Source organism: Labedaea rhizosphaerae, from assembly GCF_004362825.1.
Lineage (GTDB): Bacteria > Actinomycetota > Actinomycetes > Mycobacteriales > Pseudonocardiaceae > Labedaea > Labedaea rhizosphaerae.
Genome location: NZ_SNXZ01000001.1, coordinates 672034 through 694229 on the forward strand (window position 1 = coordinate 672034; position 22196 = coordinate 694229).

The 22196-nt window shown below is 69.8% G+C and carries 21 protein-coding genes and 1 tRNA gene; 10 read left to right on the plus strand and 12 right to left on the minus strand.

Features of this window, described 5'->3' with window-relative positions; all coding sequences use genetic code 11:
* Positions 1-14 precede the first annotated feature (14 nt).
* From thpD to cbiM, 9 genes are all read right to left on the minus strand, one after another.
* Positions 15-917: an ectoine hydroxylase gene (gene thpD, locus EV186_RS02910; protein ID WP_133847517.1), complete on the minus strand. Its 903-nt coding sequence runs from the start codon at positions 915-917 to the stop codon at positions 15-17.
* Positions 914-1348, minus strand: a complete 435-nt coding sequence (locus EV186_RS02915) for an ectoine synthase (protein WP_133847518.1) — start codon at positions 1346-1348, stop codon at positions 914-916. Before EV186_RS02915 ends, thpD begins: the two co-directional genes overlap by 4 nt.
* Before the next feature lie 18 nt (positions 1349-1366).
* Positions 1367-2614 (minus strand): diaminobutyrate--2-oxoglutarate transaminase, encoded by a 1248-nt coding sequence (gene ectB / locus EV186_RS02920; RefSeq protein WP_133847519.1) that lies wholly within the window; start codon positions 2612-2614, stop codon positions 1367-1369.
* Positions 2615-2654: 40 nt separating this feature from the next.
* Positions 2655-3161 (minus strand): diaminobutyrate acetyltransferase, encoded by a 507-nt coding sequence (gene ectA, locus EV186_RS02925; protein ID WP_133847520.1) that lies wholly within the window; start codon positions 3159-3161, stop codon positions 2655-2657.
* Positions 3162-3302: 141 nt separating this feature from the next.
* Positions 3303-4487 (minus strand): DUF445 domain-containing protein, encoded by a 1185-nt coding sequence (locus tag EV186_RS02930; protein WP_243753913.1) that lies wholly within the window; start codon positions 4485-4487, stop codon positions 3303-3305.
* A gap of 111 nt (positions 4488-4598) precedes the next feature.
* A complete protein-coding gene (locus tag EV186_RS02935; protein ID WP_243753792.1) occupies positions 4599-5435 on the minus strand; it encodes an Abi-alpha family protein in 837 nt (278 codons plus the stop codon).
* An 802-nt stretch (positions 5436-6237) separates the two neighbouring features.
* Positions 6238-6999, minus strand: coding sequence for an energy-coupling factor ABC transporter ATP-binding protein (locus EV186_RS02940; RefSeq protein ID WP_133847522.1), 762 nt, complete (start codon positions 6997-6999; stop codon positions 6238-6240).
* Positions 6992-7930, minus strand: a complete 939-nt coding sequence (gene cbiQ / locus EV186_RS02945) for a cobalt ECF transporter T component CbiQ (protein ID WP_133847523.1) — start codon at positions 7928-7930, stop codon at positions 6992-6994. Before cbiQ ends, EV186_RS02940 begins: the two co-directional genes overlap by 8 nt.
* A complete protein-coding gene (gene cbiM, locus EV186_RS02950) occupies positions 7927-8985 on the minus strand; it encodes a cobalt transporter CbiM (RefSeq protein WP_133847524.1) in 1059 nt (352 codons plus the stop codon). The genes cbiQ and cbiM overlap by 4 nt, the downstream gene beginning before the upstream one ends.
* A gap of 127 nt (positions 8986-9112) precedes the next feature.
* Here cbiM and EV186_RS02955 point away from each other — a divergent pair, with 127 nt between their 5' ends.
* Entirely contained in the window at positions 9113-9457 is a 345-nt protein-coding gene (locus EV186_RS02955) for a YciI family protein (RefSeq protein WP_133847525.1), read from the plus strand.
* A gap of 163 nt (positions 9458-9620) precedes the next feature.
* On the opposite strand, the gene EV186_RS02960 is transcribed toward EV186_RS02955, so the two are convergent.
* Positions 9621-9696 (minus strand) — tRNA-Thr (locus EV186_RS02960).
* A 110-nt stretch (positions 9697-9806) separates the two neighbouring features.
* On the opposite strand from EV186_RS02960, the gene EV186_RS02965 reads away from it, so the two are divergent.
* The 5 genes from EV186_RS02965 (at position 9807) to EV186_RS02985 (ending at position 17074) form a co-directional block, all read left to right on the plus strand.
* Positions 9807-11246, plus strand: a complete 1440-nt coding sequence (locus EV186_RS02965) for a threonine/serine exporter family protein (protein WP_424981913.1) — start codon at positions 9807-9809, stop codon at positions 11244-11246.
* A gap of 201 nt (positions 11247-11447) precedes the next feature.
* Positions 11448-12893 carry an alpha,alpha-trehalose-phosphate synthase (UDP-forming) gene (locus tag EV186_RS02970; RefSeq protein ID WP_133847526.1) on the plus strand — a complete coding sequence of 482 codons (1446 nt, stop codon included), beginning with the start codon at positions 11448-11450 and terminating at the stop codon, positions 12891-12893.
* A gap of 23 nt (positions 12894-12916) precedes the next feature.
* On the plus strand, positions 12917-15445 hold the full coding sequence (otsB, locus tag EV186_RS02975; RefSeq protein WP_133847527.1) for a trehalose-phosphatase: 2529 nt from the start codon (positions 12917-12919) through the stop codon (positions 15443-15445).
* A 56-nt stretch (positions 15446-15501) separates the two neighbouring features.
* Positions 15502-16071, plus strand: coding sequence for an RNA polymerase sigma factor (locus tag EV186_RS02980; protein WP_133847528.1), 570 nt, complete (start codon positions 15502-15504; stop codon positions 16069-16071).
* Positions 16064-17074, plus strand: a complete 1011-nt coding sequence (locus EV186_RS02985; protein ID WP_133847529.1) for a hypothetical protein — start codon at positions 16064-16066, stop codon at positions 17072-17074. The genes EV186_RS02980 and EV186_RS02985 overlap by 8 nt, the downstream gene beginning before the upstream one ends.
* 18 nt (positions 17075-17092) lie before the next feature.
* Here the strand turns inward: EV186_RS02985 and radA are convergent, their stop codons facing one another.
* Together radA and EV186_RS02995 are read right to left on the minus strand one after the other, a co-directional pair.
* The gene (gene radA / locus EV186_RS02990) at positions 17093-18472 is read right to left on the minus strand and encodes a DNA repair protein RadA (protein WP_133847530.1); all 1380 of its coding nucleotides are present in this window, start codon (positions 18470-18472) and stop codon (positions 17093-17095) included.
* A 36-nt stretch (positions 18473-18508) separates the two neighbouring features.
* Entirely contained in the window at positions 18509-19204 is a 696-nt protein-coding gene (locus tag EV186_RS02995; RefSeq protein WP_133847531.1) for a copper chaperone PCu(A)C, read from the minus strand.
* Between the two features lie 291 nt (positions 19205-19495).
* On the opposite strand from EV186_RS02995, the gene EV186_RS03000 reads away from it, so the two are divergent.
* The 4 genes from EV186_RS03000 to EV186_RS03015 all read left to right on the plus strand — a co-directional run bounded on the left by EV186_RS03000 (position 19496) and on the right by EV186_RS03015 (position 22175).
* A complete protein-coding gene (locus EV186_RS03000) occupies positions 19496-19987 on the plus strand; it encodes a CarD family transcriptional regulator (RefSeq protein WP_133847532.1) in 492 nt (163 codons plus the stop codon).
* A gap of 45 nt (positions 19988-20032) precedes the next feature.
* A complete protein-coding gene (ispD, locus tag EV186_RS03005) occupies positions 20033-20701 on the plus strand; it encodes a 2-C-methyl-D-erythritol 4-phosphate cytidylyltransferase (RefSeq protein WP_133847533.1) in 669 nt (222 codons plus the stop codon).
* A gap of 373 nt (positions 20702-21074) precedes the next feature.
* Positions 21075-21539, plus strand: a complete 465-nt coding sequence (gene ispF / locus EV186_RS03010) for a 2-C-methyl-D-erythritol 2,4-cyclodiphosphate synthase (RefSeq protein ID WP_133847534.1) — start codon at positions 21075-21077, stop codon at positions 21537-21539.
* Between the two features lie 9 nt (positions 21540-21548).
* Positions 21549-22175: an HAD family hydrolase gene (locus EV186_RS03015; protein ID WP_133847535.1), complete on the plus strand. Its 627-nt coding sequence runs from the start codon at positions 21549-21551 to the stop codon at positions 22173-22175.
* The last annotated feature ends 21 nt before the right edge of the window (positions 22176-22196 follow it).

A 22196-nucleotide genomic window follows, 5' to 3' on the forward strand; every position in this document is an offset into this window, starting at 1 on the left:
CGACTACTGGGCCATCACCGGCGCAGCGGCTCGAACTCCCGGCTGGCGATGAACGTCGGCCGCGGCGACGGCGCCGCGTACGGCTCGACGAGGGTGTTCTCCACGCTGTTGAAAACCACGAAGATGTTCGAGCGCGGGAACGGCGTGATGTTGTTGCCCGAGCCGTGCATGATGTTCGAGTCGAACAGCAGTGCGGAGCCCGCCGGCCCGGTGAACTGGTCGATCCCGTACTTCTCGGCGAGCGCGGTGATGTCGGCCTGGCTCGGCACGCCGATCTCCTGCTCCTTCAGCGACGCCTTGTAGTGGTCCGCGGGCGTTTCCCCCGCGCACTGCACGAAGCTGCGCTGCGAACCCGGCATGACCATCAGCCCGCCGTTGAACGGGTAGTTCTGGGTGAGCGCGATCGACATGCTGACCGCGCGAGGCAGCGGCATGCCGTCCTCGGCGTGCCAGGTCTCGAAGTCCGAGTGCCAGTAGAAGCCGGTGCCCTTGAAGCCCGGCATGTAGTTGACCCGGCTCTGGTGCACGTAGACCTCGGAGCCGAGCACCTGCCGCGCCCGGTCGAGCACCCGCGGGTCGCGCACGAGCTCGGCGATCAGCTCGCTGATCTTGTGCACCTCGAAGATCGACCGGACCTCGCCCGACGCCTTCTCCACGACGGTGCGCTCGTCGGCCTTGAGCCGCTCGTCGGTGGCCAGCCGGGTCAGCTCGTCGCGGTAGGCCTGGACCTCGCCAGGCGAGAGCAGCCCCTCGTAGATCGAATAACCCTTGGCGTCGTGCGAAGCCAGGGTCGCCGGGTCGATCGGCCCGTCCCCGTGCCCCCACACGGTGGGATCGGTCCGCTCGATCAGGCCGGGTTCACCGGTGATCCGGGTGATGTACCGGTCCTCGGTCGTGGTGTCGGCGATCGCGGTCATGCCGTGGTCCTCCTTCCGGCGCCCTGGACTTCCTCGTCGGGCTGTGGCTCGACGATCAGCGGGTAGACGCCGTTCTCGTCGTGCACCTCCCTGCCGGTGACCGGCGGGTTGAACACGCACACCGTCTTCATCTCGGTCCGCGGGCGGAGCTGGTGGTGCTCGTGCCCGTCGAGCAGGTACAGGCTGCCCGGGCCGAGCTGGTAGGTGATGCCGGTTTCCTTGTCGAGCAGTTCCCCTTCACCTTCGGTGACGAACACCGCCTCGACGTGGTTGGCGTACCAGAAGTCGTTGACCGTGCCCGCGTACAGCGTGGTCTCGTGCACCGAGAAACCGACTCGGTTGCGGGCCAGCACCACCCGTTTGCTGCGCCAGTTCGGGGTCTTGATGTCGTCGTCGGTGTCGGTGACCTCGGCCACGGAACGCACGAACATGTGGTTGCTCCCTCTCGCTCAGCTGACCGTGCGGACGGCGTCGGCGAGGATGTCCAGCCCGCCGTCGAGTTCGTCCTCGGTGATCGTCAGGGCGGGCATGATCTTGGCGACCTCGCCCTGCGGACCCGAGGTCTCCATCAGCAGCCCGCGGTCGAACGCGGCGCGGCAGACCTTGTTCGCGGTGTCGCCGTCGGGGAACTGCAGGCCACGAGCCAGGCCGCGGCCCTTCGCGGTCAGCCCGCTCGCCGGGAACTCGACGACCAGCTTCTCCAGCCGGGCCGCCACGTGCTCGCCCTTGGCCAGCGTGGCCTCCTCCAGCTCGCGGTCCGACCAGTACGTGGTGAGCGCGGTGCGCGCGGCCACGAACGACGGGTTGATGCCGCGGAACGTGCCGTTGTGCTCACCCGGCTCCCACACGTCCAGGTCCGGGCGCAACAGCGTCAACGCGAGCGGAAGTCCATAGCCACCAATGGATTTCGACAGGCAGACGATGTCCGGGGTGAACCCGGCGCCCTCGAAGCTGAAGAACGGCCCCGTGCGCCCGCAGCCCATCTGCACGTCGTCGACGATCAGCAGCATGCCGTGGCGCTTGCAGAGTTCGGCCAAGCCGCGCAACCACTCCAGTCGCGCGACGTTGATTCCGCCTTCGCCCTGCACGGTTTCCACGATCACGGCGGCCGGTTCGTTCAGGCCGCTACCGCTGTCAGCCAACAGCTTTTCGAACCACAGGAAGTCGGGCACCTGGCCGTCGAGGTAGTTGTCGTACGGCATCGGCGTGGCGTGCACGAGCGGGATGCCCGCGCCACCGCGTTTCATCGAGTTGCCGGTGACCGAAAGCGCGCCCAGCGTCATGCCGTGGAACGCGTTGGTGAAGTTGATGACCGACTCGCGGCCGGTGATCTTGCGGGCCAGCTTGAGCGCGGCCTCGACCGCGTTCGCCCCCGCCGGCCCGGGCAGCATCACCTTGTAGTCGAGGTCGCGCGGGGCCAGCACGACGTCCTGCAGCGTCTGGAAGAACTCGCGCTTGGCCACGGTGTGCATGTCCAGCGCGTGCGTGATGCCGTCACGCATCATGTAGTCGATCACGGCCTGCTTGAGCACGGGGTTGTTGTGCCCGTAGTTGAGCGCGCCCGCCCCCGCGAAGAAGTCCAGGTACTCCCGGCCGTCCTCGTCGTAGAGCCTGCTGCCGACGGCGCGGTCGAACACCACCGGCCAACTGCGACAGTAGCTGCGAACCTCGGATTCGAGGTCTTCGAAGACGTTCAACTCAACTCCTTTGTGGTGCCGTGGCGCATTACCGCGGCACTTACCGACTAAACGGCCCGATTCGGTGCAGCACCTCTGTTTCATGCTCATCCGGAAACTGCTCTCGGATGAACAGATCGGTGCGTTCGTGCTCGGTTCTCAGCCGTCGCGCGAGCCCGGTGAACAGCGCCACCGAGGCCTCGTTGTCCGGGGTGACCGTCGTCTCGAGGTACCGCGCACCCTTCGCCGCGACGTCCGCCACCAACTCGTCCAGCAGCGTCGCGGCCAGCCCCTGGCCACGAAACCGCTGGTCGACGGCGACCTGCCAGACGACGAGCGTGTCCGGCGCGTCCGGCCGGAGGTACCCGGTCACGAAGCCGGCCACCTCACCGTCGATGCGCGCGATCCGCGAGGTGGCCGCGAAATCACGGCACCACAGCAAATACGCGTAGGACGAGTTCAGATCGAGCTTGCCGGAGTCGCGCGCTATTCGCCACAGTGCGGCGCCGTCCACAATGGACGGCGCAACGACAACCACATCACCGCGCTCGGCGCGTTTCCCCGACATACCAGAGCAACGTAACCAGAAGGCTTTTCCGTGGCCAGCCGACGATGGTCGGGAACCCCGCGATCACCTGGGGATTCGCAGATGGCCGCGTGAGAATGGCAACACCGCTGTTGCCCCTGGTCCGCGCCCTGCGGTAGCGCCTCAGCGGGCGAAGTTCTCCACCATGAGTACCTGGAGTTCGCCGACCGCAAACCCCAGAACCGCGCCGACCGTGATCAGGATCCACTCGTCCTGCTCGAACGCCGGGCGGATCAACGCCTCGAACTCCTCGGTCGTGAGCTCCTGCATCTTCGTGACCAGCGTGTTGCGGATGTCCATGGCCTCGCCGGCGTAGTCCTCGATGTAGCTCATGGTCTCCGGCAGCCGGTCCATCACCTTCTCGGCGATGCGGTGCTTCATGGCCTGGTACTTGCGGCTGCCGACGGCGAGCACCACCAGCGGGCGCACGAGGCCGGACTGGCGGTCGATCACGTCCTGCACCTGCCGGTGCACGACGGCGAACACGCGATCGGCCAACGGTCCTTTGAGGACCGCCTCGATCACGTTGTGCGGGGTGATGATCTCCCGCGCGATCAGGTCGCCGTAGTCGGCCGCGACCTCCTTGCGCCGCTTGAGGAACAGGCCCTGCCACTCGAACAGTCCGAGGTAGCGCACCGGCTCCTTCGGGTTGAAGATCATCTTCAGCGCGAGCCAGTCGGTGAACCAGCCGGTCATCAGGCCGAAGAGCGGCATCACCCACGCCGAGTGCAGCGCGGCCCAGGCGAACATCTGGATCAGGCCGATGCCGAAGCCGAAGAAGATCCCCGAGCGGGCGATGAACTGGAACTCCTTGCGCCCCGCCTCGCGGAAGATGCGGTTGAGCAGCGCCTTGTCCTTGACCAGGTTGGTCACGACCATTGACTTGAGGTCGAAGACCTGGTCGATGTCCTGCTGCAGGGTTTCCATGATCGCCGCGACCATCTTCGGCGACTCGGCCTGGATGCGGCGGATCAGCAGCCGCCGTGCCGCGTCCGGCATCGACTCCCACAGGCCGGGCTGGTACTCGGCGGCGACGTCGCGGGTGATCTCCTCGACCGCGTCGAGCAGTGGCTTCTCGATCTCCTTGGCCACGCGTTGCGGGTCGAGGCGGCCGACCACCTCGGCGGCGGAGATCAGCTTGTCGGTCATCGTGTCGCAGGCGATGCTCGCCATCCGCGCCGCACGCCGCGGCACGATGCCCTGCCAGCCGAAGAACGGTTTGCGCCCGACGAACTCCAGCGGCTCGAACATCATCTTGATGGCGACCAGCTTGGTGATGTACCCGATGACCGCCGCCATGACCGGCATCGAGAGGTAGACGTACCAGTGCGCCTGGAAGTCCTCGAGGAACGCGCGCAACCGATCACCCCCGGGTGTTTGGCCGGAAGCATCTCACGGGCCGGGCCGGATCAGCGCTGGTCACCCGGGTGGTAGTTGCTGGATGCTCGGGTCGCAGGCCTGCCAGAACCGGTGCCCGAACGCGGAGAGCCGGAGCGTGTGCCGCAGGTACTTGGGGCGCTTGGCCTGCTTCTCGGCCTCGCGCACGTAGGTCTCGGTGAGCAGGATGTCGTACTGGGTCGCGAGGCCCGGGTCCTCGTCACCGACCTCGGCGACGCCGGCGGCCAGCAGGCGGGAAACGTAGAGCGGCGTCAGGTCCGGCAGGGTCACACCCGCGGCCTTCCCGACGGTCGAGGCGTTCTGCAGGATGACCTGCTGGCCTTTGCCCGCGACGTGCACCAGCGGGTACGCCGTGCCGTCGGACAAGGCGGCCACGATACGGGCCTCGTCGGGCGTGAGCTGGCGCATGACCCCGACGAAGAGGTGGTTCTCGGCTTCCTTGCGGGTCTCGCTGACCGACCGGTTGAGCAGCGTGGCCATCGCCCCGCGCAAGGGGTCGCGCTCGAACGCCCGGACCTCGACGGCCTCGTCGTCATCCTCGGGCGTCGGCCAGCCGGTCGGCCCGTCGACGCCGTCGAGCCGCTTGCGCACCTCGTTGACGGCGAGGTCTTCCAACTTCCGCAGCTGCTGCCCGGCCAGCTCCGCGCCCGGCAACCGCTTGGTGACGCTCAACCCGGCCTTGAACAACCACCCAGCCGCTCGCCCGGCACCCGCGACGGCCTCCTCGACAACCCCGCGGTCCTCGTCCCCCTGACCGGCCCGGCCATCACCTTGCCCGCCGCTTTGCCCGTCACCGCGGCTCTTCGCCACGGCATCCCGCGCCCGCGCCACCCGCGCCAACTCACCCCGCTCAACCACCGCGCCATTACACCACCGCCCCACCCCACCCACCCGCGTCCAGCCACCCTCAAACCCGAAAAGAGTTCAGCAGGCTTAATCCCCCGCAACCCCCTGACCAGCCGCTTCACCCCTCCTGGGCCTCACCCCAGTCACCCCCGCCGAGACTCCCCGAACATGAGCGGCATTCAGCGGACTAAATCCCACCCAACCCACTGACCTGCGGATCTGGAGTTCAGCGGGCTTAATCCCACGCCCAGCCAGACGCGAACAGGCCTCAGGGACCTCGCTCCCCCGACAGGTGCTGACCAGACGATCCGGACGTCCGCAGACTCGATCCCCAACGCCCTTGGTGAGCCCCGAACGTGAGAGGTGTTCAGCGGGCTAAATCCCGCGCAAGCCGCTGACCTGCGGATTCAGAGTTCAGCGGGCTTAACCCAGGCCCGGCAAACATGAGGAGGGTTCAGCGGGCTTGTTCACTCCAGAGTGCGCTGACCTGAGGACTTGGAACACGCGGGAGTCGGTCGGCGGCGGCGCCAGCGGGTGCCGAAGGTGAGAGGTGTTCAGCGGGCTTGATCCTGCCGATGTCCGCTGACCTGCGGGTTCGGAGTTCAGCGGGCTTAATCCCGGGCCGGGCAAACGCGAAGAGGGTTCAGCGGGCTTGTTCACCGGGGAGTGGGCTGAGCTGGGGGTTGGGTTCAGTGGGCTGATCTGGAGGGTGGGGCGAGGGGTGGGGTGGGTTATTGGTGCTGTGGGTGGTGGGAGGAGGGGTTGTCGCCCGAAAGGGCAGTTATCCCCAGCTTGATCCACAGCGGTGGACTACTCAGCGCAACTTTGTGCGTTCGTGCACAAGGTTGACCTCGAGCAGCAGCGCCCGCTCGCCGAGCACCTCGCCGGGCGTGCCCCCGGCGACGATCCGGTGATCCTCCCCGAACACCAGACAACGGTCGGCGATGCGGTCGAGCACGTCCAGGTCGTGGGTCGCGTGCACGATCGTCTTGCCCGCGCCGGAGAGCTGCTCGATCAACTCGATCAGCCACATCTGGGTGCGCGGGTCCAGCGCCGCGGTCGGCTCGTCGAACAGCAGGACCTCCGGGTTCATCACCAGCACCGACGCGATGGCCACCTTCTTCTTCTGGCCACCCGAGAGCTGGAACGGCGCCCGGTCGGCCAGGTCGGCGATCCCCAGCATGGCCAGCACGTCGTCAACGCGCGCCGCAGCTTCCTCGCGGCCGAGGCCCAACTGGAGCGGCCCGAACGCGATCTCCTCGCGCACGGTCGGCGAGAACACCTGCGCGTCGGAGTTCTGGAACACGAAACCGACCCGTGAGCGGAACGCCTCCGACATCTGCTCGTCTTCGAGCGCGTCCTCGGTGACCTCCTGCCCGAACGCGTGAAAGGTGCCCCGATCAGGGAAGATCAACCCGTCGAGGACCTTGAGCAGGGTCGACTTGCCGCACCCGTTCGCGCCGAGCAGCGCCAGCCGCTCGCCACGCGCGACGTGCATCGACACACCGTCCAACGCGGTGAACTTGTCGAGGTACGCGTAGTGCAAGTCCTTGCACACCAACAGTTCCTCAGACAAGAAGACCGTCCACGAACAGGGCCGCGAACGCGATCGCGGCGGCAGTCAGCAGGCAAACCCCGTCGCGCAGCGACAACTTCGGCGCGTCCAAGGTCTTGGCGTCGCCGCGGAACCCGCGCGCGGTCATCGCCTGGTGCACCTCTTCGGCCAGCTGGTGCGCTTTGCCGATCGTCACGCCGGCCGTCGCGGCAACGAACCCGCGCGCCGCCTTGTCGTGCTTCTGCTTGCCGATGGTCCGCGCCTTGCGCGCCTCGTACATGTCCATCACGACCGTGAGCAGGTGGAACAGGTACCGGTACGCCATGCCGATGACCAGGATGAACATCTTCGGCACACCCAGCCCGCGCAGCCCGGCGAGCAGCCGCGACCACGGCGTCGTCAACGTCACCAGCACGACGATGGAGATCGACACCGCGACCCGCAGCACCAGCCGCGCCGCGGTCGCAAGTCCTTGCGACGTAATGCCTTCCACCGTGCCATCCCACGTCCACAGTGGAATAACGACGTGCCCGGCCGTCACGATCGACAGCGTAGCCGGCAGGACGACGATGCCGGTGAAGATCGGCACGAACAGCCACACGCGTTTGACGAAGAACCCCAGCGGCAGCCCCGAAGCGGCGGCGGCCGCCAAGGTCAACGCGTAAAGCCCGACGAGCACGAGGCTCGAGTGCACGAACCCGGCCGCGAGCAGCAGGCCGACCATCGTGAGCACCTTCACCCGCGGATCGACGCGTTGCAGCAGCCCGCCGCGCGTCGCCGTGTCGTCGCTGAACACCACCTGGCGCAACACGCTCGCGCCGCCACGCAGGGTCTTCTCGACGAAGGAACCCTTGTGCCGCTTGCCGATGCAGCCGCACGGGCAGAGCCCGGGTTCTGCCCGCAGCAACCACTCCGGAGTGGACGTCGTGGGCCGGTCGATCAACTCGGTCATCGCGCGACCCCGGCCTCGACGTCGTGCCGGGTGAACCGCGCGATCAGCTTGCCGACCAGGAACACCACGAGCCCCACCACCGCGATCCCGACCACCGCGGACACGAGGTAGCCCAGCCACGGGTGCGCGTCGCCGCCGAAGTCGTAGCCGTCGAACAAAGCGTTGTGCCAGAAGCCGTTGTACTTGTTGAGGCCCTCGGGAATGGCCTGCAGGTTGACCTTGCCGAGGTCCAGGTCCGCCGGCGCGTCCTCGCCGAACGCGCCGCCCGGCGCGAGCAGGCCGATCGGGGTGAGCAGCGCCATGATCCCCACGGCGATGCCCGCGACGGCGATCGGCCGGACCTTGCGGGTGGTCCGCTCGTGGTCGACAGGCACGTCGGGGTGGTTGAGCTTCAACAGCGGCTGGTTGGCGCGCTGCAGGTAGGCCAGCACGCCACCGGAAAGCGCGCCCTCGGCGAAGCCGGCGACGACGAGGTGCGCGAGCAGCATCGCGGGAATCGCCTGGCCCAGCGAGTAAGGCGAGTAGAGCGGCGCGCCGGACGCGTCGTGGAACAGGCCCGGCTGGATGCCCAGCTCGATGCCGGTGAGCAGCGCCGAGACGTTCAGCCCGACGTAGCCGCCGAGCGCGGCGCCGAGGATGCGGCGCGGGCTGCTCAGCGCGCTGCTGCCGGAGATCAGCTTGTACAGCCCGTACGCGACGAGCGGCAGCGCGATGGCCATGTTGACCACGTTCACGCCGAAGGCGAGCACCCCGCCGTCGCCGAAGAGCAGCGCCTGGAACGCCAGCGCGACGGTGACCGCGATCATCGCCGCCCACGGCCCCAGGATGATCGCGATGATCCCGCCGCCGACCGCGTGCGCCGTGGTGCCGTCCGGGATCGGGATGTTGAACATCATCACGAGGAAGCACATGGCGGAGAACAAGGCGAGCGTCGGCACGTGGCGGGTGCGCACGACCGTCCGGACCCTGCGGGCCGCGAGCGCCAGCGTCGGCACGGCGACCGCGAAGCCCGCGATGCACGTCTGCGGGCTCAGGTATCCGTCGGGAATGTGCACGCTTCCTCCTCATGACCAGGCATGACGCCCTGTTGCCAGTCTTCTGCATTAACCAGGTCTGGGCAACACTTCCGCAGGATTGACCGCAACCGGCCATTCCGGCGCGCTGACCTGCGAGGATGCGTGGATGAAGTACATGCTGCTGATCTACCAAAACCCCGCCGCGTGGGCCGCCCTGCCCGAGGACGAGCGCACCGAGGTCATGGGTGAGGCGGGCACGATCATGGGCGAGCTGGAGAAATCCGGTGAGTGGGTCGGCGGCGCCGGCCTGCTGCCACCCGCCGAAAGCAAGGGCGTTCGCCTGCGTGACGGCGCCCCGGTCGTCACCGACGGTCCCTACATCGAGGCCAAGGAGTACCTGGCCGGGTACTTGACCGTGGACGTGGCGAGCGAGGAACGCGCGATCGAGATCGCCGCCCGCTGGCCGGACGCGCGCTACTGGGGAATGGAGGTCCGCCGCGTCGCAGGCTGAGCGCCGACCGCAAAGCGAAGGACGATCCACCGCTGGTCCAAGATCAACCAGCCCGCGCTTGATCGGTCGGAGCTCGCACCGTGGGGGTCCCGGGGCTCGGCCCCCGGGCAACACGCGGAACAGCCGTGGCGAGCGCTTCTCGCGAGCATGGGTCGCCCAGCTGTGGAGCCGGTGGCGGGACTCGAACCCGCAACCTTTCGCTTACAAGGCGAGTGCTCTGCCAATTGAGCTACACCGGCGTCGGGGGTCATCGTAGCGGGGTGGTGGAGGACACCACCGGGACCTGCAACGGTCGGGATGCGCGTCTCGATGGCATGGGCGACGATCACTTGCGAGGAGGTCTATACCAGTGTGGTTCGCGCACCGGTCCCGCAGCGCCCGGCCGCACCGCTGGCACACGCTCGCCCAGTCGCGTGGCACCACTGTGGACGGTGGGACACCCCAACCCGTTGTCGGGCCCGCGGTGCCCGACGACTACACGGTGCACGCCGTGCTCGACCTCGCCCTGCGCATCGGTGAGGTGCAGATGTCCTCGGGCGCGGGCGCGTCCGACGTCACCGCGACCATCCTCGCGGTCACGGCCGCCTACGGGCTGCCGCACTGCGAAGTGGACGTGATCTTCACCTCGATCACCGTCGCCTGCCACCGCGGGACGGAGGCCGCGCCGATCACCTCACTGCGCGTGGTCCGCACGCGCGGCCTGGACTACACCCGGCTCGCCGCCGTCGAACAACTCGTGCGCGACATCGCCCGCCACCGCATCGGCGCCGGGGACGCCGCCGCAGAGCTGCGCAAGCTGAGCGAGGCGCCGCACCCGTACCCGCGCTGGCTTGCGACCGTCGCCTACGCGGGCATGGCCTACGCGGTCGCGATCCTCATCGGTGGCGACGCGGCCATGGCCCTGTTCGCCGCGGCCATCACCGCGCTCGTCGACCGGGTCGGCCGCCTGCTGAACAAGCGCAACCTGCCGTTCTTCTTCCAGCAGGTGGTCGGCGGCGCGCTGGCGACCGGCGGCGCGCTCGGCCTGCTGGCCAGCGGCTGGCTGCCCACCGAGGTGCGCCCGACGCTGGTGGTCGCCGCGTCGATCACCGTGTTGTTGTCGGGCCTCTCCGTCGTCTCGACCGTGCAGGACGCGATCACCGGCTACAACGTCACGGCGGCAGGCCGCACCATGGAGGTCTCGCTGATGACGGCGGGGCTGATCGCCGGCGTGGTGTTCGCGCTGGGTGTCGCGGTCAAGCTCGGGATGCCGAACGCGCCCCTCGCGGACGCCCTGCCACCGTCGGCGCTGCGGCTGCCGCTGCAGGTCGTCGCCGGCGCCGCGGCCGCGTTCTGCTTCGCCTTGGCCAGCTACGCCACCCCGCGCTCGCTGATCACCGCCGCGCTCGCCGGCGGGGCGGGCACCGCCGGGTACAGCTTCCTGGTCCTGCTCGGCGCCGGGCCGATCCCCGCCTCGGCGGTCGCGGCGGCGGTGATCGGGTTCGCGGGTGGCGTGGTCTCGCGGCGGCTGCGCATCCCGCCGTTGGTGGTGGCCGTGTCCGGCATGGTGCCGCTGCTGCCCGGCCTCACCACGTACCGAGCCCTGTTCCAGCTCGCGGTCGAGCGATCGCCGGCCGGGGTGTCGACGTTGATGGTCGCGATGGGGATCGCGCTGGCCCTGGGCGCGGGCGTCGTGCTCGGCGAGTACCTGGCCCAGCCGGCTCGCGCGGGCCTCGGCCGGCTCGAGCGGCGCCTGGCCGGACCTCGACTCTCCGGCCCGCTCAACCCCACCGACCGGCCCCTGCACTGAGCATCCTCGCTGGCTCCGAAGGGTTCAGCGGGCTTGTTCCCGGGTACCTGGAGCAGGCAATTCGTGATTCAGCGGGCTTGTTTTCGGCGACGGCGCAGGGTGAGCACCGCCACGGTCGAGGGACTGGCGGGGGCCGTGGTGCTCAGTAGTGTCGATACGGAGAGTGCGCTCGGTGACTTTCTGGCGAGGAGGCACGGGTCCGTGAGTGAAGCCCCGACCACAAGACAAGAGGCCGATTTCATCGTCGTCGCCAACAGGTTGCCGGTCGACCTGGAGCGGCTGCCCGACGGCACCAAGCGCTGGAAGCACAGCCCCGGCGGCCTGGTGAGCGCGCTGGCGCCCTTCCTGCGCAACCAGGACGGCGCCTGGGTCGGCTGGCCGGGGGTCGCCGACGCCGACGTGGAGCCGTTCGAGGAAGACGGGCTGCTGCTGCACCCGGTCGCGCTGTCCGCCGACGAGGTCCGCGACTACTACGAGGGCTTCTCCAACGCGACCCTCTGGCCGCTCTACCACGACGTCGTCGCGCCGCCGGTCTTCGAACGCGACTGGTGGCAGAGCTATGTCCGGGTCAACAACCGCTTCGCCGACGCCGTGGCCAAGACCGCCGCGCCGAACGCCACCGTCTGGATCCAGGACTACCAGCTCCAACTCGCCCCCGCGATGCTCCGCGAACGCCGCCCCGACCTGCGGATCGGCTTCTTCCTGCACATCCCGTTCCCGCCCACCGAGCTCTTCATGCAGCTCCCCTGGCGCACCGAGATCGTCCGCGGCCTGCTCGGCGCGGACCTCGTCGGCTTCCACCGCCCGGGCGGTGCGCAGAACTTCCTCTGGCTGGCGCGGCGGCTGGCCGGCCTCGAGCCCAGCCGCGGCACCGTCGGCGTGCGCACCCGTCCCGGCCTCGTGCAGGTCGGCGACCGGACGGTGCGGGTCGGCGCGTTCCCGATCTCCATCGACGCGAGCGGCCTGGACGCGATCTCCCGCAAGAAGGAGACCATCAACCGCGCGGCCGAGATCCGCCGCGAGCTCGGCAACCCGCCGAAGATCCTGCTCGGCGTCGACCGCCTCGACTACACCAAGGGCATCGACCTGCGGTTGCGCGCGCTGCAGGAACTGCTGGCCGAGGGCCGGGTCGACCCGGGCGAGGTCGCCATGGTGCAACTCGCCACGCCGAGTCGCGAACGCGTCGAGCACTACCAGCGGATGCGTGACGACATCGAGCGCGTGGTCAGCCGGATCAACGGCGAGTTCGCGCGGGTCGGGCGCCCGGTCGTGCACTACCTGCACCAGTCGGTGGACCGCAGCGAGCTGGCGGCGTTCTACCTCGCCGCCGACGTCATGGTCGTGACGCCGCTGCGGGACGGGATGAACCTCGTCTGCAAGGAATACGTGGCGTGCCGCCACGACCTCGGTGGGTCGCTGCTGCTGAGCGAGTTCGCCGGCGCGGCCGCGGAACTGACCAGTGCCTTCCTGGTCAACCCGCACGATCTGGAAGGTGTGAAGAACTCCTTGGTCGAGGCCCTCTCCATCGATCCTGCGGTCGGCCGCCGTAGGATGCGCGCGCTACGGCGTCAGGTCCTCACGCACGATGTTGACCGGTGGGCGAAGTCTTTCCTTGACGCCCTGCGGTCGGAGCCGACGCCCCAATAGAACGTCGCGCGCGAAGGAGTTCCATGACCGCCGAGGCCCTCCCCGCCGACCTGCGCCGCGCGATCGTCCAACTGGCGCGCACCCCGCGGCTGCTCGTCGCGTGCGACTACGACGGCACGCTCGCGCCGATCGTGGAAGACCCCGACCACGCCCGCCCGCTGCCGGAATCCGTTGGGGCACTGCGGTCACTGGCCGGCCTGCACGAGACGACGACGGCGGTGATCTCCGGGCGCGCGCTGCGGGACCTCGCGACGCTCTCGCGGTTGCCGTCCGAGGTGCACCTGGTCGGCAGCCACGGCTCGGAGTTCGACATCGGCTTCGTGCACGCACTCGACAGCGCCGCCCGCGACCTGCACCGCAGGCTCGAAGCCGAGCTGGACGGGCTGACCGACGGCAAGCCCGGCGTGCAGCTCGAGGTGAAGCCCGCGAGCATCGCCGTGCACGTGCGGCGCGCGGAACCCGATGTGGCGCAACAGGTCCTGGACGCGGTGCGGGAAGGCCCGTGCACCTGGGACGGTGTGCAGGTCACCGAGGGCAAGGCGGTCGTCGAGCTCGCCGTCGTGCAAACGGACAAGGGCCGGGCCCTGGACACGCTGCGCCACCAGGTCGGCGCGACGGCCGCGGTGTTCCTCGGCGACGACGTGACCGACGAGAAGGCGTTCGCCCGGCTTTCCGGACCCGACGTCGGCATCCACGTCGGCGAGGGGCAAACGCTCGCCGGCTACCGGATCGAGAACACCGACCAGGTCGCGACGGTCCTCGCGTTCATGCTCGAAGAGCGGCGCAGCTGGCTCTACGGCCAGCAGGCCACGCCGATCGAGCGGCTGACCATGCTCGCCAACGAGCGCTCGGTCGCCCTGCTCACGCCCGAGGCCAAGCTGACCTGGCTCTGCCACCCCGAGCCCGACTCGGCGGCGGTCTTCGCGGACCTGCTCGGCGGCCCGGCGGCAGGCCACTTCTCCGTCACGCCCGAGCGCGGCGGTCTCCCGCTCGGTCAGCGCTACCTGCCCGGCACGATGACGGTCGAGACCCGCTACTCCGGGCTGATGATCACCGACTACCTCGACCACTTCGCCGAGCCGCACCGCACGGACCTGATCCGGGTGATCACCGGCACCGTGCCCGCGGTGATCGAACTGGCGCCCCGCCCGGAGTTCGGCCAGGTGCAGATGCGGCTGTTGCAGGCCGAGGACGGGTTGCGCGTGCTCGGTACCGGTGACCCGATCGTCCTGCGTGCGCCCGGCGTCGACTGGGAGATCACCAGCGACGGCATGCACGAGACGGCGCGCGCCGTCGTCACGCCGGAGCCCGACAAGCCGATCGTGCTCGAACTGCGGTGCGGCACCGAGGACCTCGGCCCGCACGTCGTCGCCGAGCCGGAACGCAAGGAACGCGCCGCGCGCTACTGGACCGACTGGCTGGCCAAGCTGACCCTGCCCGCGGTCGAGCGCGACCTCGTCGCCCGCTCGGCGTTGGTGCTGCGCGGGCTCTGCCACGCCGAGACCGGCGCGATCATGGCCGCGGCCACGACGTCGCTGCCCGAGGAGATCGGCGGCATTCGCAACTGGGACTACCGCTACTGCTGGCTGCGTGACGCGTCGATGACGGCGAAGGCGCTGGTCACCCTGGGTTCGACCGAGGAGGCGGAGAAGCTGCTGGCCTGGCTGCGCGGCGTGCTCGACACCCTGCCCGGCCCGGAACGGCTGCACCCGCTCTACACGCTCGCGGGCACGACGCTGCCGCCCGAGGCCGTCATCGACACGCTGCCCGGTTACGCGGGTTCGCGTCCCGTGCGGGTCGGCAACCTCGCGAACCAGCAGGTGCAGCTGGACGTGTTCGGCCCGGTCGTCGATCTCGTGGTCACGCTGGCCCAGACCCGCGGCAAGATCACCGACGACGAGTGGCAGATGGTCTGCGCGATGGCCGAGGCCGTCGCTCACCGCTGGCATGAGCCGGACCACGGCATCTGGGAGGAACGCCACCGCCCACGCCACCACGTGTACTCGAAGGTCATGTGCTGGCTGACCATCGACCGCGCGTGCAAGCTCGGCGAGACCTACGGCCGCGAGACCGACCTCAGCTGGGCGGGGCTGCGCGACCGGATCGCCGCCGAGGTGCTGGAGAAGGGCTGGAACGACGAGGTCAAGGCGTTCACCACGGCCTACGACGGCACCGATCTGGACGCCGCGACCCTGTTCATCGGCATGGTCGGCCTGATCGACCCGGCCGACGAGCGGTTCCAGTCGACGGTCACCGCGATCGAGGCCGAGCTGCGGAGCGGGTCCACGGTCTACCGCTACCACCGCGACGACGGCCTGCCGGGCAACGAGGGCGGCTTCCACCTGTGCGCGGCGTGGATGATCGAGGCCTACCTGCTGACCGGCCGGCGCCCGGAGGCCGAGGACCTGTTCGCGCAGCTCGTCGACGCGGCGGGCCCGACGGGTCTGCTGGCCGAGGAGTACGACCCCATCGCCGAGCGCTCGCTGGGCAACCACCCGCAGGCCTACTCGCACCTGGGGCTGATCCGCTGTGCCCAGCTCCTCGGCGCCTGATCGGCTGCCTATGAAGGCGTTCGGAACGGGGAAGGCGCGTTCGGGCAAGAACCAGTGTGACCACGACGAAGCCGGACGCGGCCGTTCCCACCGATGAGCCGCGCCTAGCCCTGGCGGCGCTCTTCGACGGCCACGCCCGCGAACTGCACCGCTACCTCGCGCGGCGCCTGGACCCGGCGAGCGCCGAAGACCTCGTCGCGCAGACCTTCCTGGAAGCCTGGCAGCACTGGGACCGGTACCGCCCGGAGGCCGGGTCGCCGCGGGCGTGGCTGTACGGCATCGCGACCAACCTGCTGCGCAGGCACAGCCGCGACGAGGAGCGCCGGCTGCGCGCCTACGGCAAGGCGGGCGCGATGGCACCCACCGACGAGCCCGCCGACACCCGTGCGGACGCACGCGTCGACGCCAGTGGGCAGTCGGCCGCGCTGGCCACCGGCCTCTCCGCCCTGCGCGCCGAGGAGCGCGACGTCCTGCTGCTCGTCGCCTGGGCCGGGCTGACCCCGGCCGAGGTCGCAGAGGCGCTGAGCCTCAACCCACCGACCGTCCGCACGAGGCTGCACCGGGCGCGCGCCGCCCTGCGCAAGCACATCGGCGCCACCGCACCCCAGGAGCACAACCATGGCTGAGATCACCGACGACCGCCTCGACGAGCTGCTCGGCGGCTTCCGCGCCGACGTGCCCGAGCCCAGCACGCAGACCATCGACGACCTGCGCGCGGACCTGCTCGCCGCCACCGTCCCGCCCGAGGTCCGGCCGCTGGCCCCGGACGCGGTCCGGCCGCTGCGCCCGACCACACCTCGTGGTCGCCGTCGCGCGCTCATCGGCCTGCTCGCCGCGGCCGCAGTGGTCGCCGCGCTCGCCATCGGCGCGGTGGCGTTCCTGCCCCACGCCGACGAGATCACGGTCGGCGGTTCGCACGCCGTGGGGCTGCCGCCCATGCCGGACAAGCCGATCAACCGGGCGGGCGAGCTGAGCAGGCACGTCACGATGCCGAAGCTCGGGCCGGGCCAGTACCTGTACCTGCGGGACGCCACCACGCAGTACCCGACCGCGTCCGGCCCCGGCGGCACCGTGACCGGCGAGCAGTGGGTGACCTACGACCCGAAGGACCAGTGGCGCGAGCACCGCACGTCCACCGGCGAAGCGCAGGGCGGCACCGACCGCAACCAGCCGGAAGATTGGCGCGGTCCCGGGACGGACATCGGCAACGGCAACACGGCGGCGATGCGCGCGCTGCCAAGCGATCCGGCCCAGTTGTACCGGTGGCTCGCCAAGAAGTTCGCGCACGACCAGGACGCACCGACGAAGGCGGTCAACTACCTCTTCCACAGCCTGTACGTGGACTACTCCATTCCTGCCGCGACGAAGGCGGCGATGTACGAGGTTCTCGGATATCTGCCCGGCGTCCAGGTCACGCGCACCACGTTGCCGGACCACACGCAGGTCACGGTGCTCACCCGGATGTACGAGGGCCTGCGGGTCCAGTTGTTCGTCGACCCCCGGGACGGGCACGTGGCCGGATACCGCGACATCGCCGCCGAGGACCAGAACGGCGTCAAGGCAGGCTATGTGATCCTCGTCGGCTACAACACGATGTCCGTTGTGGACAGCATCGAGAGCAGGCCCTGACGCTCCACTGTGGACGCTTCAGGTGGTCAGATCGGCAGCCACCTGAAGCGCCGCACCGATGTTCGGCACGACCTTCACCCGGATCCCCGGCGGCACTTTGCCCGAGTCGGGCGGCACCAGCGCGCGGGTGAACCCGAGCCGGGCGGCCTCCGCCAGCCGCCGCCCCACTCCGCTCACCCGGCGCACCTCGCCGGCCAGGCCGACCTCGCCGAGCACGACGAGGTCGCTCGGTAATGCGACATCGTGTGCTGCGGAGGCCATGGCCAGCGCCAGCGCCAAGTCCGCGGCCGGTTCGGTCACCCGCATGCCGCCGACGGTCGCGGCGAACACGTCGTTGCCGCCGATGCGCACCCCGCCACGGCGTTCCAGCACCGCCAGCACCATGGCCACCCGCGCGGAGTCGAGCCCGCTCACGGCGCGCCGGGGCACCGCGAGCGCGGACTTGGAGACAAGCGCCTGCACCTCGCCGAGCAGCGGCCGCTTGCCCTCCACGATCACCGTCACGGCGGTGCCCGGGACGTCGGCGTCACCGCGGTTGAGGAAAAGCCCGGACGGATCCGGCACGCCCTCGATGCCGTCGTCGACCATGTCGAAGCAGCCGACCTCGTCGGCCGGGCCGAACCGGTTCTTCACGCCGCGCAGCAGCCGCAACGTGGAGTGACGGTCGCCCTCGAACTGCAGCACCACGTCGACCAGGTGCTCGAGCACCCGCGGCCCGGCGACCGAACCCTCCTTGGTCACGTGGCCGACCAGCAGCACCGGCAGGCCGCGCTCCTTGGCCAGGGCCACCAGCGCCGCGGTGACCGCACGCACCTGCGTCACCCCGCCCGGCGAGCCGTCGACCACCGGCGACGACATGGTCTGGACCGAGTCCACGACCAGCAGACCCGGCTGCACGGCGTCGACGTGCCCGAGCAGCGCCGACAGATCGCTCTCGGCCGCCAGGAACACGGCCTCGTGCACGTTGCCCGTGCGTTCGGCACGCAGCCGGACCTGGCCCGCCGACTCCTCACCGGTGACGTAGAGCGCGCTCGTGCCCGTGGTGGCCGCCCATTGGTAGGTGACCTCGAGCAGCAGCGTCGACTTGCCGACCCCGGGCTCGCCCGCCAGCAGGACGACGACGCCCGGCACCAAACCGCCGCCCAGCACCCGGTCCAGCTCGTCGACGCCCGTCTTGGTCGCCCGCGCGGACTCGACGTCCACCTCGTGGATGCGTCGCGCGGGCGCGCTCGGGGCCCCCGCGGCCACCTTGGTCAGCGCGGACCGCGGCACACCGGTCTCCTCGAGGGAGCCCCAGGCCTGGCACTCCGGGCACCGGCCGAACCACTTCGCGACCTCGTGCCCGCACTCGCCACACCGGTAGGCGGCCTTCACGGTCCGTGCGTTCTTCGTCACCACGCCCTCACGGTAGAGGCGGGCACCGACAATCCGCGGTTACTCCGCCGGGGAGCCACCCGGCGGAGCGACCGGCACGTTCAGCGTCACCGAGCCCGACTGGGCGAAGGTGAAGGTGACGGTGATGCTCTGTCCGGGCTGCACCGTCGTGTTGACCTGCTTGAGCACGATGTTGATCTGGCCCGTCGGGAGCTGCGCGCTCGACGTCTCGGTCGTCGTGGTCGTCTCGGTCGTGGTGGTCGTGGTCTGCGACGAGCCACTGGTCTGGGTGCCCGTGGTGGTCGTCGGGGCGCTGCTGGACGAGGACTCGGCGGTCGGCGTGACCTGCGCCGTCGCGCTCTGGCTCGGCCGGTCCACGGCGTCCGCGCCCGCGACCAGCGCCGTGCCGGGCAGCAGGTCGAGCGAGCCGGTGAGCTCCGCGGGCTTGCTGATCGTGCTGGTCACCGAGACCAGGGTGTCCTTGACCGGACCGGAGTTGACGATCGTGACGATGAGCGGCACGTCGCTGCCGACCGCGTAGGTCCGCCCGTTCTCCGGGTACGCGACGAGCGCGTCGCGCACCGCGATCTTGCCCGCCTGGGCGATGCCGCCGTTGACCGCGGGCGGCATCCCCGAGGTCTGCGCGAGCTGGCCGGACCCGCACGCGGCCACCGTCAGCAGCGCGGCGATGCCGAGCCCCAGCACGGCCGGCACGGTCCGACGCCGAGGAGTCGCTTCCTGCTGTGCACGCCTCACGATCGCGGGTCCTTCCTAGCGTCACCCAGTCTCCGGCGGAAGGGTATCCGGGCACTCGCGCGCGTGTTGCGTGTGGTCCACCGGAAACGGTTCCGCCCACTGTCCACAGTGGAGATGAATTGGCGTTGTCCGGCCAAATCCCCAAGGGGCGCCATGCATGCCGCCAGCCGGTTTGTCAACCCCCGTTCGGCCCTGCATGGTGCCGCTGACCTGCGAAGACGGATCACCCATCCGGCGTGCCCCCTGTTCGGGCCGTGCTAAGATGGAGTCAGCGAAAGGGGCAGAGGACACATGGTTTTCAAGGTCGGAGAGACCGTCGTCTACCCGCACCACGGTGCCGCTCTCATCGAAGCAATCGAAACCCGAGTGATCAAGGGCGAGGAGAAGAAGTACCTCGTGCTCAAGGTCGCTCAGGGTGACCTCACGGTTCGCGTCCCCGCAGACAACGCCGAGATCGTAGGCGTGCGGGACGTGGTGGGCCAAGAGGGCCTGAACAGGGTTTTCGATGTGCTGCGTGCTCCTCACACCGAGGAGCCGACCAACTGGTCACGGCGGTACAAGGCCAACCTCGAGAAGCTCGCCTCCGGCGATGTGAACAAGGTTGCCGAAGTGGTGCGAGACCTTTGGCGGCGTGAGAAGGACCGTGGCTTGTCGGCAGGCGAGAAGCGGATGCTGGCCAAGGCGCGGCAGATCCTGGTCAGCGAGCTCGCCCTGGCCGAGGGCACCGATGAGGACAAGGCGGAGGTGCTCCTCGACGAGGTGCTCGCCGCCGCGCCCGTCTAACCTGACCGTTCAGCTCAAGACATCACCCCGTCCGGAAAAGCCGTCATGAGTGTCGTCGCGCTCGTGCCAGCCGCTGGGCGGGGTGAACGTCTTGGTGCGGACCTCCCCAAGGCGCTCGTTCCCGTTGCGGGGGCGCCCTTGCTCGTGCACGCGGTGCGCGGGCTGCTCGACTCCGGTTGTGTGGACCACGTCGTCGTGGCGGCCCCGCCGTTGCACGTCGAGCAGACCGAATCGCTTCTCTCCGGCTTGAGCCCGGTGACCGTCGTCGCCGGCGGCGCCGATCGCACGTCCTCGGTGCGCATCACCCTGGACCACGTTGTGGCATCGGACACCGTCGTGCTCGTGCACGACGCGGCGCGCGCGTTCACCCCGGCGTCGGTGATCAAGCGGGTCGTCGCGGCCGTTCAGTCGGGCAAACCGGCGGTGATCCCCGTCCTGGCCGTCACGGACACCATCAAGCAGGTCGACGCATCCGGTGTGGTGACCGCCACGATCGACCGCTCGTCCTTGCGCGCCGTCCAAACCCCGCAGGGCTTCGCCCTCGACGTCCTGCGCCGCGCCCACGCCTCAGCGGGCGACACCGCCACCGACGACGCCACTTTGGTCGAACGCCTCGGCATCCCGGTCCACACCGTCGAGGGCCACCCCCACGCCCTCAAGATCACCACCCCCTTCGACCTGGCCATAGCCGAATCCCACCTCCCCACCCCCTAACTCCCTCCCCCGGCCCCGCCACCCCTCAGCGGCCACCCTCCCCGCCTCGCCGCGTTCAGCGGGCTTAATCCCACCCCACCCGCCTGACCTGCGCCTCCGTCATTCAGCAGGCTTAATCCCGCACGCCCGCTGACACCCCTCCCCTGGCTGGCCGCGTTCAGCGGGCTTATTCACCGACACCTGTCTGACCTGCGGGTCTGTGATTCAGCGGGCTTAATCCCGCACACCCGCACACCCGCACACCCCAGGGCGGCGGCGTTCACCGGCTCGCCGCGTTCAGCGGGCTTAATCCCGCGCACCCCGCCTGACCTGCGGCCGCGGGATTCAGCGGGCTTATTCACGCGGGCCGGGCAGCGGATGGGAGGATCGCCGGGTGCGGGTAGGGATCGGAACGGACGTGCACCAGCTCGCCGAGGGCGTCGACTGCTGGCTGGCCGGCTTGAAGTGGGACGGCGCGCCCGGCTGCGTCGGCCACTCCGACGGCGACGTGGCCGCCCACGCCCTGTGCGACGCGCTGCTCTCCGCCGCCGGCCTCGGCGACCTCGGCGCCGTCTTCGGCGTCGACGACGAACGCTGGAAGGGCGCCTCCGGCGTGACCCTCCTGACCGAGGTCCGCAGGCTGGTCGAGGACGCCGGCTACCACGTCGGCAACGCCGCCGTGCAGGTCATCGGCAACCGGCCCCGCATCGGCCCGCGGCGCAAGGAAGCCGAGCAGGTCCTCACCGACGCGGTCGGCGGCCCGGTCGCGCTGTCCGGCAAGACCACCGACGGCCTCGGCCTCACCGGACGTGGCGAAGGTCTCGCCGCGATCGCCACCGCGCTGCTCCTCGATTCCTAGAGTGAAGGCATGACCGTTCGCGGCGTCCTGTTCGACTTCTCCGGCACCCTGTTCCACCTCGAACCCGAGCCCGGCCCCGGCACCGACCTGATCACGACCATGGCCTCGTCCGCGTTCCTCGAGCGCGACGTGCCCGCGGAGATCGCCGACGACTGGCACCGCCGCGACCTCGACTCCGACGTGCACCGCGCCGTCCACCTGCGTCTGCTGCAAGAGGCCGGTGTAGCCGACCCGGGCCCGGTCTACGAGCTGATGCGCGCGGGCACGTCCTGGCGGCGTTACCCGGACACCATCGAAGCCTTGACGCGCATCCGTTCCTACGGCCTGCCCGTCGCCGTGATCAGCAACATCGCCTGGGACATCGACGAAGCGCTGCGGCTCGGTGGCGCCCACGACCTCGTCGACTCGATCATCCTGTCCTATGTGGAGGGTGTGCAGAAGCCCGATCCGCGGATCTTCGAGCTCGCCTGCGAACGCGTCGGCATCAAACCGACCGACGCCCTGATGATCGGCGACAGCCCGGCCGACGCGGCGGCTACGGACGTGGGCGCCGAGTTCGAAATGGTGGCCAACGTCCCCACGCGCGAACGGCCGGACGCCCTGATCACGGCGTTGGCCAAGCACGGCATCGGCTGAAATGGGATGGAGCTCACCCCG